The 14,365-nt window shown below is 41.0% G+C and carries 14 protein-coding genes and 1 rRNA gene; 10 read left to right on the top strand and 5 right to left on the bottom strand.

The features are described 5' to 3' along the window. Nucleotides 1-53: 53 nt before the first annotated feature. The 6 genes from EQY75_RS07535 to rplS all read left to right on the top strand — a co-directional run bounded on the left by EQY75_RS07535 (nucleotide 54) and on the right by rplS (nucleotide 5,449). Nucleotides 54-1,451, top strand: coding sequence for a trypsin-like peptidase domain-containing protein (locus EQY75_RS07535; RefSeq protein ID WP_129604487.1), 1,398 nt, complete (start codon nucleotides 54-56; stop codon nucleotides 1,449-1,451). Nucleotides 1,452-1,572: 121 nt separating this feature from the next. Then, nucleotides 1,573-3,024, top strand: a complete 1,452-nt coding sequence (locus EQY75_RS07540; RefSeq protein ID WP_129604490.1) for a glyceraldehyde-3-phosphate dehydrogenase — start codon at nucleotides 1,573-1,575, stop codon at nucleotides 3,022-3,024. Nucleotides 3,025-3,163: 139 nt separating this feature from the next. Further along, complete coding sequence (locus EQY75_RS07545) at nucleotides 3,164-3,784, top strand: tRNA (guanine-N1)-methyltransferase (protein ID WP_129604492.1); 621 nt, start codon at nucleotides 3,164-3,166, stop codon at nucleotides 3,782-3,784. 33 nt (nucleotides 3,785-3,817) lie between these two features. Then, complete coding sequence (locus EQY75_RS07550) at nucleotides 3,818-4,264, top strand: GNAT family N-acetyltransferase (RefSeq protein ID WP_129604495.1); 447 nt, start codon at nucleotides 3,818-3,820, stop codon at nucleotides 4,262-4,264. Nucleotides 4,265-4,283: 19 nt separating this feature from the next. Next, nucleotides 4,284-4,958: a tRNA (guanosine(37)-N1)-methyltransferase TrmD gene (gene trmD, locus EQY75_RS07555; RefSeq protein ID WP_129604497.1), complete on the top strand. Its 675-nt coding sequence runs from the start codon at nucleotides 4,284-4,286 to the stop codon at nucleotides 4,956-4,958. Nucleotides 4,959-5,098: 140 nt separating this feature from the next. Further along, nucleotides 5,099-5,449, top strand: a complete 351-nt coding sequence (rplS, locus tag EQY75_RS07560; protein WP_129604500.1) for a 50S ribosomal protein L19 — start codon at nucleotides 5,099-5,101, stop codon at nucleotides 5,447-5,449. 75 nt (nucleotides 5,450-5,524) lie between these two features. On the opposite strand, the gene rocD is transcribed toward rplS, so the two are convergent. Next, the gene (gene rocD, locus EQY75_RS07565) at nucleotides 5,525-6,811 is read right to left on the bottom strand and encodes an ornithine--oxo-acid transaminase (protein ID WP_129604502.1); all 1,287 of its coding nucleotides are present in this window, start codon (nucleotides 6,809-6,811) and stop codon (nucleotides 5,525-5,527) included. Between the two features lie 208 nt (nucleotides 6,812-7,019). Between rocD and rlmD the strand changes: the two genes are divergently transcribed. The 3 genes from rlmD to EQY75_RS07580 all read left to right on the top strand — a co-directional run bounded on the left by rlmD (nucleotide 7,020) and on the right by EQY75_RS07580 (nucleotide 9,745). After that, nucleotides 7,020-8,435, top strand: coding sequence for a 23S rRNA (uracil(1939)-C(5))-methyltransferase RlmD (rlmD, locus tag EQY75_RS07570; protein ID WP_129604504.1), 1,416 nt, complete (start codon nucleotides 7,020-7,022; stop codon nucleotides 8,433-8,435). 79 nt (nucleotides 8,436-8,514) lie between these two features. Further along, nucleotides 8,515-8,982 carry a DUF6452 family protein gene (locus EQY75_RS07575; protein WP_246019823.1) on the top strand — a complete coding sequence of 156 codons (468 nt, stop codon included), beginning with the start codon at nucleotides 8,515-8,517 and terminating at the stop codon, nucleotides 8,980-8,982. Beyond that, complete coding sequence (locus EQY75_RS07580) at nucleotides 8,963-9,745, top strand: DUF6048 family protein (protein WP_129604507.1); 783 nt, start codon at nucleotides 8,963-8,965, stop codon at nucleotides 9,743-9,745. The genes EQY75_RS07575 and EQY75_RS07580 overlap by 20 nt, the downstream gene beginning before the upstream one ends. A 15-nt stretch (nucleotides 9,746-9,760) precedes the next feature. Here the strand turns inward: EQY75_RS07580 and EQY75_RS07585 are convergent, their stop codons facing one another. Further along, a complete protein-coding gene (locus tag EQY75_RS07585; RefSeq protein WP_129604509.1) occupies nucleotides 9,761-10,939 on the bottom strand; it encodes a THUMP domain-containing class I SAM-dependent RNA methyltransferase in 1,179 nt (392 codons plus the stop codon). Between the two features lie 80 nt (nucleotides 10,940-11,019). Here EQY75_RS07585 and EQY75_RS07590 point away from each other — a divergent pair, with 80 nt between their 5' ends. Then, entirely contained in the window at nucleotides 11,020-11,691 is a 672-nt protein-coding gene (locus EQY75_RS07590; protein ID WP_129607035.1) for a ZIP family metal transporter, read from the top strand. 39 nt (nucleotides 11,692-11,730) lie between these two features. On the opposite strand, the gene trhA is transcribed toward EQY75_RS07590, so the two are convergent. From trhA to rrf, 3 genes are all read right to left on the bottom strand, one after another. Beyond that, nucleotides 11,731-12,363: a PAQR family membrane homeostasis protein TrhA gene (gene trhA / locus EQY75_RS07595; protein ID WP_129604512.1), complete on the bottom strand. Its 633-nt coding sequence runs from the start codon at nucleotides 12,361-12,363 to the stop codon at nucleotides 11,731-11,733. A gap of 12 nt (nucleotides 12,364-12,375) precedes the next feature. Further along, nucleotides 12,376-13,701: a hypothetical protein gene (locus EQY75_RS07600; RefSeq protein ID WP_129604514.1), complete on the bottom strand. Its 1,326-nt coding sequence runs from the start codon at nucleotides 13,699-13,701 to the stop codon at nucleotides 12,376-12,378. A gap of 412 nt (nucleotides 13,702-14,113) precedes the next feature. Further along, nucleotides 14,114-14,225 (bottom strand): 5S ribosomal RNA (rrf, locus tag EQY75_RS07605). Nucleotides 14,226-14,365: the final 140 nt, after the last annotated feature.

Consider the following 14,365-nt stretch of genomic DNA (forward strand, 5'->3'; position numbering starts at 1 on the left):
AATATGATCCTTTTAAAACTTTTAATTTTAAATAGAATAAAATCAAAAAACGTATGAGACGATTTACAAGTTTACTAATGGTGGCCATCTTCGGTGGTGCAATCACCCTGGGAGGCTATAAATTATTTATTGAAAAGGACAACTCGAATATGGCATTCACAGATAGCGGTATGCCGGTAGTCAGAACCAGTACCACTCCAACATCTGCTGCCAGTGCAGGGATTGATGCTGTAGATTTTACCACTGCCGCTGAAAATACGGTGAATGCGGTTGTGCATGTTAAGAACCTGACCCTCAGCAAAGCACCTGGATTCTTCGATTTCTTTTATGGATCAGAATCCCGACAAATTCCGCAGGTAGGAACAGGATCAGGGGTGATCATTTCTCCCGATGGGTACATTGTTACCAACAACCACGTGATCGCCAAGTCTAAGGAGCTAAAGGTTACTTTAAATAACAACAAGACGTACGATGCCGAACTTATTGGAACAGATCCGAATTCGGATATCGCACTCATTAAAATAGAGGCTAACAAGCCATTACCTTATCTGGCTTTCGGTGACTCTGACAATACTAAAGTTGGGGAGTGGGTACTCGCGGTAGGAAATCCATTTAATTTAACCTCCACTGTTACTGCGGGCATAGTTAGTGCCAAAGCACGGGCTCTCGGAAGTTCAGAACAGTCATTTATCCAGACAGACGCTGCCGTAAACCCGGGAAATAGCGGTGGAGCTCTGGTCAATACTAATGGCGACCTGATCGGAATCAATACGGCCATCACTTCACAGACCGGCTCTTATGTTGGTTATTCTTTCGCCGTACCCAGCAACATCGCTAAGAAAATTATTGAGGACATCCTCGAATATGGAAATGTACAAAAAGGTATGCTCGGAATTTCTGCTCCAAATATAAACACGCCTTATGCCATAGAAAATGGTCTTAATGAAATTGAAGGGGTATACGTGGGTAAAGTGGAAGAAGAATCTGGAGCGGACGATGCGGGACTCCAAAACGGAGATATTATCAAACAAATCGATGACATCAAGATCAGGAGGTTCGCAGACCTTACCGGATACATCTCGACCAAGAGGCCTGGAGATGAAGTACGGGTAACAGTGAAAAGAGATGATGATATCATGGTACTTCCTGTAACCTTAAAGGAAAGACAGTCACTAATAGTTCCCGTGATGGGATTGGTAGTTAAAAACCTGACCGAGAGGGATAAAAAAGCTTTTAAAATTGAGGAAGGCGTAAAAATAACCGGGATTCCGGAAACCTATAGAAGGGATGGACTGGAGCTCGAAGGAAGCGTAATTTTGGAGATTGACGGAGAGCCTATCAATGACATCCAGGATGCCAGAATTGAGTTTGGAAAGATTACCCGTTATGGTAAAACGGTAATCACTTTGCTGAATAAGGATGGGGAAAGGGAAAGGGTTATTTTCCAATAAGGCTGAAATTAAAGATTATACGAAAAGCGCAACTGGAAAGATGCGCTTTTTTTAATTGCAGATCATTGTGCGAAAACGTTTGAAATCTATAATTTTGCAAAAATTTTAAACAACCGCCTCAATGAACAAATTTTCATCCTACGAGAAGGAGTTAGCCTTCCAGGCAGATCGAAGAAAAGCAACTACCGAATTCATTAAGATCATCAGTGACCTTTGGTATGACAGAGCTATCGAAGTTGTGCTCTTCAAAAACCAGATCATTGACAAACCTGTTAGTGACATCATTAATCTTCACGAATACGCCGGGCAATTTGTTCAAAAGCCCATTTCGATATTCGACTCGGTGGAGATCCTCAGGGCTATAAATGATCTAAAACTTCCCCCGTCTAAACTGGATATTGGGAAACTTACTTATGAATACCACTCTGAAGATGAGGGGCAATACAGCAATGTTAAGGCCTTTGTAGTTGACAAACTCAAGGATGCCCGAAAAAGCAAGGAAATAGAACCAAAGGATGTTGTTCTTTACGGCTTTGGTAGAATCGGCAGACTGCTGGCCAGGGAGCTTATGGCTAAAACAGGAAAAGGAAATCAGTTGAGATTAAGGGCCATAGTGACCCGAGGAGAACTGAGCCAGGAGGTTTTGGAAAAAAGAGCGATGCTCTTGAGAACCGATTCGGTTCACGGACAGTTTAGTGGTACGGTGGAGGCCGATATAAAGAATAAGGCACTGGTGATTAATGGCACAACCGTTCATATGATTTCAGCAGGAGTTCCCGAGGAAGTAGACTACAGGGCTTACGGCATTCAAAATGCCTTGGTAATCGATAATACAGGAGCCTTTAGGGATGAAAAATCACTTTCTCGTCACCTGAAAGCAGATGGCGTAGAAAAAGTATTACTAACTGCCCCCGGAAAGGATGTTCCAAACATAGTTCACGGTGTCAACCAAGGTGAATTTAATCCGGATACGACCAAGATTTACTCTGCTGCATCCTGCACCACCAATGCCATTACACCTGTATTAAAGGTAGTAGAGGATTCCCTGGGGATTGTTAAAGGACATTTGGAAACCATTCACGCCTATACCAATGATCAAAATCTTGTGGATAATATGCACGGGAAATATCGTCGGGGCAGGGCCGCAGCTTTAAATATGGTCATAACAGAAACCGGAGCGGGCAAGGCAGTGGCTAAGGCCCTTCCGGCTTTAGAGGGTAAACTTACTTCTAACGCCATCAGGGTTCCTGTGCCTAACGGATCGCTAGCCATACTGAATCTAGAGGTTAAGAATAAAACATCTAAAGACGGCATCAACACTATCATTAAAAAATACGCCCTGGAAGGTGATCTCGTTGAACAGATCAAATTTTCACTGAGCAATGAACTGGTATCTTCCGATATCATCGGAACTTCTGCTCCGGCGATCTACGACAGTAAGGCTACTATCGTGGATTCTAATGGCAAAAATGTGGTTTTATATGTCTGGTATGACAATGAATACGGCTATGCACACCAGGTGATCCGATTGGCAAAGTACATTGCCAAGGTGAGAAGGTTTACCTATTATTAAGGAGGAAAAGTTTCGGTTTCTGTTCATGTCATTTTTTCCGGATACGAAAAGATCTTAATGCAGTTTTTTTTCGTAAATACTAATATTAAAAGTACTTTAGCCTTACCTGAATCAAAGTTAAACATCAGAACCATCTAAAATGAGATATTTTAGTAAGCTATTTATTGCTTTCACCCTTTTGAGTGGAGCCCATATGTTTTCTCAATCCGACGAGAGTACTCAGGAACCTTCACTGGATGCGGGGACCATCAATTCACAATTCGAATATATTTACCAGAAATCCGGAAATTACAGGGCTGACGGGAAGCGTTATGAAGTTGTTCGAACACTCAATCTGGATAAACTGAGGGAAAATGTGAAGGATACCCTTAACGCCGCCAATCAAAAAGCGAGTCAGCTACAGCAAGTCATTACTTCTCAGGAGAATACCATCGCTTCTTTAAATTCAAAATTAGAAGAAACCACAAAAAACCTTACCGCGGTTACCGAAGAAAAAGACAGTATGTCCTTACTTGGAGCACAGGTTTCGAAAGCCACTTATAATGTCACGCTCTGGACATTGATTCTGGGACTGTTTCTACTCTTGTTACTGTTTATCTTTAAGTTTAGACAGAGCAATGTGCTTACTCAGGAAGCAAAAAGTTCGCTTGCAGATTTAGAGACCGAATATGAGGATCATCGAAGAAGAGCATTGGAAAGGGAGCAACGAATAAGCAGACAACTTCAGGATGAGATCAACAAATACAGAAAATCTAAATAAATAAAAGCTCCGCAGGGAGCTTTTTTTAGCTTTATGTCTCCTTCCATCAAAAAAGCAACTCAGGACCACATTCCCGACATCGCTCCCCTGCTAGATGCATACCGGGTATTTTACAATCAACCCTCTGATCTCCCCGCCGCGGAAGAATTTCTAAAAGCTCGTTTTACAAAACAGGATTCTGATCTATTTCTTGCATACTGTGAGGAAAAGCCCGCGGGATTTGTTCAACTCTACAGCTCTTTCTCCACAGTTTCTCTGCGTCCGGTATATATATTAAATGACCTCTTTGTAGCACCCGAATTTCGAAAGAAAGGAATTGGAATTGCACTTTTAAAAGAAGCGCAGGAGTTTTGCAGAAAGCGGGAATTCAAGGGTCTGGCCTTAGAAACAGCAGTAGATAACCCGGCCCAGGCGCTTTATGAAAAGCTCGGATGGGAAAAGGATGTTCACTGTTTTCATTACTTTTGGACCGCCCGGTAATCATTCATATACCATAACAATGCGAATTGATATCATCTCTGTTGTTCCAGACATCCTCAAAAGCCCGTTTGAAGCCTCTATCCTAAAGAGGGCTATTGAAAAAGGAGTTGTGGAAGTTCATATTCACAATCTAAGGGACTATTCCCTGGGGAATTACAAGCAAGTAGACGATTATCAATTTGGTGGTGGGGCAGGAATGGTCTTAATGATTGAACCTATTGATAAGTGTATCAGGGACTTAAAATCTGAAAGAGATTACGATGAGATCATCTATCTTACTCCGGACGGGCAGAGACTCGATCAGAAAATGTCGAATTCCCTATCCTTATTAAAAAACATTATTATCCTTTGCGGGCATTACAAGGGCGTTGATCAAAGAGTTAGGGACACCCTGATCACTAAAGAAATATCTATAGGTGATTATGTTTTATCCGGTGGAGAACTGGGTGCAGCTGTACTAGCGGATGCCGTAATCAGGCTACTCCCGGGAGTACTCAATGATGAAACTTCTGCCCTCACCGATACTTTTCAGGACGATTTACTGGCGCCTCCGGTGTATACACGACCCAGAGAATATAAAGGACTAGAGGTACCTGAAGTACTTTTGGGTGGTAATTTTAAGGCCATCGAAGAATGGAGAGAAGAGCAGGCTTACCTGCGAACTAAGAAATTACGACCTGATTTGCTGGAGTAAATCTTCTTGATCTATCGATAAAATTTCGATTAAAATCCTTGTTCGTATTGAATTATCGACTATTTTTGCATTCGTTAAAATCAACCTCTGACGATATCCGTGAATGTTGTTTTTATTAAAATTTTTAATCCAATATTTAAATGGAATCTTTAATAAAATATGTTCAGGACGAATTTGTTCCAAAGAAAGACTTTCCTGAATTTTCCTCCGGAGACACCATTACGGTTTATTACGAGATCAAGGAAGGTGAAAAAACCAGAACCCAGTTCTTCCGTGGCGTAGTCATTCAAAGAAGAGGATCTGGAGCTTCAGAAACCTTCACTATCAGAAAAATGTCTGGAACAGTAGGCGTAGAAAGGATATTTCCTATCAATATGCCCGCCCTGCAGAAAATTGAGATCAACAAAAAAGGTAAAGTGCGAAGAGCTAGAATTTTCTACTTTAGAGGCCTTACCGGAAAGAAAGCCAGGATCAAAGAAATCAGGTCTTAAGAGCTCAAATAGAACATCAAAAAAACCCTATCAGTTTGACAGGGTTTTTTTATGTCTCATATTGATCTGAAAAAATTAATCCATATGGGCCTCAAATTCGAGGATGGTCTTCCTTATAATCTGAATACAATCGGCTAATTGCTCTTCAGTCATCACTAGTGGAGGAGCAAAACGAATGATATTTCCATGCGTTGGTTTTGCCAACAAACCGTTGTTTTTCAAAGCGACACATATATCCCAGGCCGTAGAACTATCTTCAGAATCATTGATCACAATGGCATTCAATAGTCCTTTTCCTCTTACAAGTCGAACCAAGGGTGAATCTTGAACTAACTGCTCCATTTCTTTCCTAAAGATATTTCCTAGTCGATCTGCATTTTCAGCGAGATCTTCATCCCGAACCACTTGCAGGGCAGCCATAGCTACAGCACAGGCCAGAGGGTTCCCCCCAAAAGTAGAACCGTGATTCCCGGGGCGAATAACTTCCATGATTGCACTATCTGCGAGAACTGCTGAAACTGGGAATACCCCACCAGAAATAGCCTTTCCAAGAATAAGAATGTCAGGTTTTACTTCCGGACTTCCGCTACAATTTTTGTCAGCACAAGAGCAATTTCCACAACTCGCCAATAATCTGCCTGTACGGGCTATCCCGGTTTGTACTTCATCGGCTATGAGTAATACGTTTTTCGATTTACAGAGTTCGTAAGCCGATTTCATATAAGTGTCGTCCGGCACGTACACTCCTGCTTCCCCCTGAATGGGCTCTACTAGGAAGGCTGCCACATTCTGATCTTCAAGAGCTTCCCTTAGGGCTTCAATGTCGTTGTATCGTATTGAAGTGATCCCCGGTGTAAACGGACCGAAATTCTCCGTTGCCACCGGATCATTAGAAGCAGATATTATAGATATGGTTCGCCCGTGAAAATTGTTCTGACAAACAATGATACGTGCCTTATTATCCGGAATACCCTTTTTCTCATAACCCCATTTTCTGGCTAGTTTAATAGCGGTTTCAACGGCTTCGGCTCCCGTATTCATGGGTAACACCTTATCAAAGTTAAAATAGGAAGTGATATATTTTTCATATACTCCCAGCATATCGTTATAAAAAGCTCGTGATGTCAATGTGAGTTTTTCCGCCTGGGTTTTTAATGCCCCGATGATGTCAGGATGGCAATGGCCCTGATTTACGGCCGAGTAAGCAGATAAAAAATCGTAATACTTTTTACCCTCTACATCCCAGACAAAAACCCCTTCTCCCCTACTGAGAACTACGGGAAGTGGATGGTAGTTCTGTGCTCCGAATTTTTCTTCCAGTGCAATGGCTTCTTTAGAGCTCAATTTTTCTAAAACAGACATAGTAATATTATTTATTTGAAACTATAACCATTCCTTCTTTGGGAGAGAAATCATCCTGAGTAAGGCCATAAAATTACAAAATAAATGAGGGTTCAGAAAACATTACACCTGTGGAGTTGACAACATGAATTTTTGGCAAGGTTTCATCTCAAAAAATATTTCATTGTTCAATAATCCCGCTATCCCCAAAAAGATTTTACCTTTGTTTATGCGCAAAAAAAATAGCAGACAAGTCTTTGAAAATATTGAAGTGATCGATGCAGGAGCCAAAGGCAAAGCGATAGCAAAAGCCCCTGATGGCAGGGTTATTTTTTTACAAAATGCCATTCCGGGGGATGTAGTCACAGTGCAAACTACTAAGAAAAGAAAGGCCTATTTTGAAGGGGTGGCCACGAATTTTCACGTTTTGTCCGATCGCAGAACAGCTCCTAAATGCAAACATTTTGAAAGCTGTGGAGGATGCAAATGGCAACATATGGAGTACGACAGTCAATTGTTCTACAAGCAGCGTGAAGTTGAGAACAATTTGAAACGCATTGGTCATCTTAGCATACCGGAGGTTCTCCCTATTTTAGGCTCTGCATCTCAATATTACTACCGGAACAAAATGGAATTTTCATTTTCCGACTCCCGATGGTTGTATCCTGAAGAACTCAAACAAGATCAACGTATTGAAGACAAAAATGCCCTGGGACTCCATATGCCAGGAATGTGGGACAAGGTGTTAGACCTTGATGAATGTCATCTTCAGCCGCATCCCTCTGATGCTATCCGGCTAGAAATTAAGCAATTTGCAACTCGGAACAACTTCGCCTTTTTTAACCCTAGAAGTCAGACAGGCCTTTTAAGAACCCTGATGATAAGGACAAGTTCTACAGGAGAAATAATGGTATTAGTACAATTTGCAGAAGACGATTCCTCTGCTCGTAAGCTACTATTAAACCATATTATTGATAAATTTCCTGAGGTCACCTCACTGCTTTATGTGATCAACAGGAAAAAAAATGATACTCTCTTTGATCAGGAAGTTCTGTGTTATCACGGAAAAGATCATATATGGGAATCCATGGAAGGACTCAAGTTCAGGATAAACGCTAAATCATTCTATCAGACAAATTCAGAGCAGGCATATGTCCTTTACAAAGTGGTTAGGGAATTTGCAGGACTCAAAGGGAAGGAATTGGTATATGATCTCTATACCGGCACTGGAACGATTGCGTTGTTTTTAGCCCGAAATGCCGGCAAAATAGTTGGTATTGAAGTGGTGCCAGAGGCGATATCGGCTGCAATAACCAATGCCCGTGACAATGGAATCTCTAATGCTGAATTTATAGTAGGAGACATGAAAACAGCCTTAAACGACTCCATTGTGGAACAGCACGGAATTCCTGATGTGTTGATCACGGATCCGCCAAGAGAAGGGATGCACAAAGACGTGGTGTCCCAAATCCTGAAAATATCACCGAAGAGGATCGTATATGTGAGTTGCAATAGCGCAACCCAGGCCAGGGATCTGGAAATGATAAAAGAGAAATACGACATCCTCAAAGTACAACCCGTAGATATGTTTCCACAGACGCATCACGTGGAAAATGTTGTACTTTTGGAGAAACGCATGGATTAGAATGAGCTTCACACCCCGGTCTTTAAGACGCTTTTCCTTAAAAACAAACCCGATATTTATTGGGTTCATTCTTTTTATATTGATTATTTCTGTTTCCTGTGAAAAAGATGATATCTGCGTAGATGGCGACACGCCTCTATTAGTTCTCCGTTTCTATGATGCCGCAGATACAAGTCTTTTAAAATCGGTAACCGATCTCAGAATCACGGGAATTGGAAATGGAGACCCGGTAAATACATTTACGGATCGATCAACTACGGATTCTGTGGCAATTCCCTTGCGTGTGAATTTTGAAAACACACAATTTCAGTTGATAATAAACTCTGATGACAGTACAGATGGAACTGAAACCGGTAACATTGATACACTGCAATTCAATTATATCAATCAGGAGGTTTTTATTTCCAGGGCCTGTGGCTTTATTGCCAATTTTGACGGGCTAGAGGAAAACCTGACCGCTGATGATGATAATTGGATCGATAGTATTGAAATAGTAGACACCTTAATAAGCTCACAACTTAATGCACATGTTAAAATATTTCATTAGCGGGGTGTTCTTTTTTGGTTGGCTTCTGGTTCAATCACAATCAAAACCGATAGATCTTCAGCAAAAGGATACCGTTTCCCGTCAGCAACCCTATGGATTAAGGGCTGGAGTCGACTTAAGTCGACTTGCATTAAGTTTTCTAAATGAAGATTACACCGGATTGGAACTTGTAGCCGATTATCGCTTAACACAGCGTTTATACCTGGCAGGAGAATTGGGAAATGAAAAAAGAACTAGTCAGGAAGAACTAACTAACGTTGATATAGCAAGTTCCACGGCCCTCTATAATTTTACTACCTCGGGGAGTTATATAAAATTAGGCGTGGATCTCAATACTTATGAAAACTGGTATGGTATGAACAACCTGATTTTTGTGGGTGGACGCTATGCTTTCAGTACTTTTAGTCAGACGCTCAACTCCTCATTTATTTACGACAGCAACAGATATTGGGAGCCAAATGCTCTTGCGGAAGGAATTCAGAACAACGGCGAGTACGGCGGACTTAATGCCAGTTGGCTGGAATTACTCATGGGAGTAAAGGCGGAGCTCTTCGCTAATTTCTACTTGGGCGCCAGTGTAAGGTTAGGTTTTCTGATCAGCAATAAGGAAGCAGAAAATTTTCCAAACTTATGGATCCCTGGTTTCAACAAGGTGACCGATGGAAGTAATTTTGGAGTAGGCTATAATTATAGCATCACTTACTTTCTTCCTTTGTATCGCAAGAGTAAAAAACCGAAGAAAAATCCGGTAATCCAGAATTAAAAACTCTTGATGGCCTCAATTTTTAGGGGCTTCGTGATTATCCTGGTATTTTGCCTTTTTACTTCCCTCGTATATGGCGTATTTAACCAATTTCGATTCGAGATGGCTGTTGTACACTTTAATTTTTCTCGACGGTCTAAGTCCGACATGTTTAAGGGCTTCAAGATTAGAAGTAATAAACCAGGCATCTGTTCCCGCGTATTGACGTTTTAACGTGTTTCCGATATTGGCGTAAAAATCTTCCATTTCTATAGAGAGTCGTTCCCCGTAAGGCGGATTAAAAACCATGTGCAGGTGTTTGGTTGTGTATTTCTCGCTGAGGAAGAAATTCTGCCGCTCTACTTGGATATATTCAGATAAATTGGCATTAGCAACATTGTCCTGCGCTTTCTGGACTGCTGAAGGAGCTTTGTCATAACCCTTGATCTTAAAATGAAATTCGCGTGTTTTATTAAGACTACTGCTTAAGATCTTTTCATACAGTTCCGGATCAAAATCCTGCCATTTTTCAAATGCAAACCCTTTGCGGTTAATATTAGCAGGGATATTACAGGCGATCATCGCCGCTTCAATCAAGATCGTGCCGCTTCCACACATAGGATCGAGGAAATCACATTGCCCGTCCCATCCACTGAGTAATAGTAGACCGGCAGCAAGTACTTCATTGATTGGCGCTATGTTAGTGGCTGTTTTATACCCCCTTTGGTGTAAAGATGCTCCTGAACTATCAAGAGACACGTTACACTGATCTTTCTGAATGTGGATATTGATCCGAAGGTCGGGAGACTTTAGGTCTACGCTGGGTCGTTGCCCCGATTCATCGCGAAATTTGTCTACAATAGCGTCCTTTGTCTTTTGGGCGATATATAGGGCATGTGTGAACTTTTCTGAATGTACTGTGGCGTCTACAGCCAGGGTTTCATTAGTAGAAAGATAAGCCTTCCAGTCTAGGGCATATATCTTTTTATACAGTTCTTCCTCATCCCTTATCGTAAAGCCGGCAATGGGCTTAATGATCTTGATGGCGGTCCGAAGGCAAATATTTGCTTTGTACATAAAGCCGGTATCCCCTTCAAAAGAAACACTTCGCACCCCGGGCACTACATTTACAGCTCCTAAATTTCTCAATTCCTTTGCCAGTACCTCCTCAAATCCGTAGAGGGTTTTGGCGACCATCTTAAAATTATTACTCATTACCCTTCTTATCTAGCCGTAAAAATACGCTAAATTTGAACCTTGTGAACAATTGGTCCTCAACGCTTGGATTCTGCCTTATGAGTTACCTTCTTTTAATCCTAACTGTTTTATTGAGTTTTGGTTTCGTCGCTATCACAAAACCAAAAAAAATGCTGGGGCTCCGACTTTTACTTGCTTTTTCAGGTGCTTTTCTGCTTGCCTTAACCATCTTTGATCTCTTGCCCGAAGTTTATGATTCCTCCGATCCAAGGGCTATGGGAGTCTATATCATGAGCGGTATCCTGATACAAATTTTTCTGGAATTCTTTTCTAAAGGTGCAGAACACGGTCATATGCATTGGGACGATCAAACAAAAGCTTTCCCCTGGATCCTTTTTATCAGTTTGAGCATACATGCTTTTATGGAGGGCTTGCCTTTGACTGACGCGAATCCGATCCTTTATGGTATTCTTGTACACAAAATTCCTATTGCTCTGATCTTGAGTACTTTTCTGCTTAATTCACAAAAAAATAAATCGACTGCCTTTATTTTTATTCTACTGTTCTCCATGATGACCCCGTTGGGAAGTTTGCTGGCTACGCATCTTGAGTTTCTGATTTTGTACAAAGCTCAAATTACGGCCGTAGTAATAGGGATATTGCTGCATATTTCCACGGTTATCCTATTTGAAAGTTCTCAGGGTCATACTTTTAATCTCAGAAAACTAATCGTGATATTTTTGGGAATTGTGATGGCCTATTTTATTTAAAGAATGTATTTTGAATGAGTCCGGGCTTGGTTTTGAAGATTAAATCACATCCAGGTAGATCAGCAGCCAATGGCTTACTGCCCCTCCAAGTACAAACAAGTGCCAGATAAAATGGTTGTAGGGAATCTTCCTAATCGCATAAAAAACGGTCCCTAGTGTATAAAAGGCTCCGCCCAGCAAGAAGAGTAAAGCTCCTTCAGCGCTCAATTGTGACCAGAGAAACTGGAAATCAAAGACGATCAGCCAGCCCATTACGAGATAAAGCACCAGAGACAGCCATTCAAATTTACCTGTGTAGAAGATCTTGAATAAGCTACCCAAAAGGGCGACTCCCCAAACAATAAAAAACAGGGAAGTTCCATGGGATGATTTTAATGTGATCAGGGCCACAGGGGTATAGGTTCCTGCGATTAGGAAATATATGCTGATATGGTCGAGGATTCTCAGTTTTTGTTTTTTTGCCGGATCATTAGTGAAGTGATATAAGGTTGAAGCCGTAAAAAGGAGGATCACGGTAAAACTGTAAACCCAAATACTTTCAAGTACCCACTCTGATTTCTGATCAATCTTTTTTAGCATTAAAAAGAGACCTATGATTCCCAGAGCTATTCCTAAAGCGTGGGAAAGGGTATTTAATTTTTCTTCTTTGTGATAGGTTGAAGATTGACTCATGAAGTTTTAAACTCAATCATTTGAGGAATTGTTTTTGTAGTACCAGAAGGGAATTTGAATAATGGTTCGCATATAAACGCTATCCCTTCGATGGTCTTTGCGTTGAACTTTTAAAACATGTTTGCCATTTGAAACTTTCTGAAGATCGAGAAATGTTTCAAATCCTAATTGTCGCTGTAGATTTTGAGAGAACACAAATTCAGGTTTAAACGCTAAAGAATCGATTGAGAGGGTGTACATATCTTCGACAGTTGTTATGTAGTCCTTTAAATCTCGCCGTTCAGACCATGATAAGGTCCCATCGGAAAAAGCTGAATGAATTCCGCGCCGATCTTCTTCAGGTTTTAACTCTTCATTGAAATAAAAAACATCGTCTTCCACTGTGCTTCCATAAACGACAAAAACACTTAAATAGGGATCACTTATCACCTTGGAAGGGATAGCGGCCCTATCAGCAAAAGAATTATTAACCTCGATAAGGTCGGCATAGTTATCGCTATTGGCAATATAGTAATTGGAACTCATTTCTTCCTCCAGGTAATTTGATGTGCTGAATCCTGTGGCTGCAAGTATTGTTATTCCAATATATAAGGGAACAATGATCAGGCTCAGACGCTTTCCGAATTTGGTGTCCAGGAAATTATAGACCATTGGTCTATAGAGGAAACTGAGGGTGATGTACTTAAAGATCCAATATACGGGATAATAGAACCAGGTGGTCCATTTTTTCTTTTTCAACCATCCCTGGGTGATAAAATCGAAAAAAGTAAGAAATAAACCAAATACCAAAAATAATAGAGCAGGTACTGCAACACCATAACGCACCCAATCTGGTGTATCTTCTTTATCTATCCACAAGCCCAAAAGGGTGAACAAAAAAGCTATAGCCAAAAGACCTAATAAATAAAAGACCAACAGGAAGGTCACAGCGAAAATTATACTGCAATATTTTTCCAAGGTAGCTACATAGTTATCGAAAGAGCCTACTCTCTTCATCAAATGTCTTGTGAATTTTGGGCTATAGGCCAATTTATCATAGTCTATTTCCCCGGATACATATCGCAGGCCTATGGCTCCTATCCACAAGCCTCTTAAGATGACGTGACCTATTAAGTTAATGGTAAGGATATACCAAGAGACCAGCAGGCCTTGCATGAGAAATATTTTATAGGTATTGCCATCGTTTTGTGCCTGTAGATTACCTAATTCAATAGGATCTATGATCATGAAGAGTCCGTAAATCGCAAAACCCGAAATGATGAGTTCTAATTGCCAACTTTCTTGCTGGAGAATATCCAGCCATTTTTTAAACCGTTCATCCTGAGGGTTATTACTCATATAAAATATTCTTGTTGGTTATAAATATAGAAGAAAATGAAAACTTTTATGTTTGTTAAAAACGAATAGTTTAATAAAATCAATTTTCCAAGATTCTGATATAGAGTTACAGGGTTAAACTATATTTTGTTTTCTACGGGGGAAGGGGACTTCTAGTCCCCGGGGGTAGAGTGTATTTCAGGGAGCTTGTTAAAGCCTCTTTAAACTAAAGAGTCTGAGATATCAATCGATTTACTTCCATGTTAAAAAGGCGGCGAGCTATCCCTGACTCTGCGTAAGCACAGGTTGTGGCGTTTTGGGAGCGGTAATCCGGAAGGGATCCTGAAGCGAGCCCTTGCTCTGCTTCGCGCCGTTGTGTCTGATCGTTTTATAGTATAAAAAAAGCACCCATTTTGCAATGAGTGCTTTTAAAAAAAGGCGGCGACCTACTCTTCCACTTGGTGTAGCAGTACCATCGGCGCTGACGGGCTTAACTTCCCTGTTCGGAATGGTAAGGGGTGGACCCCGTCGCCATGGCCACCTGAGCCTTGTTGTGAAGGGAGCCTGGGCTCTAACTTCACGGTATATCTTAACATAAAGGGATAGGGTCTTTACTTTTAGCGTAAAGGCGTTTTGAATCTAAATCATAGAAGAAGGTGTGATTAATACTACCAGAGTATTGGTA

Origin of the sequence: Muriicola soli (genome assembly GCF_004139715.1) — a bacterium.
GTDB lineage: Bacteria > Bacteroidota > Bacteroidia > Flavobacteriales > Flavobacteriaceae > Muriicola > Muriicola soli.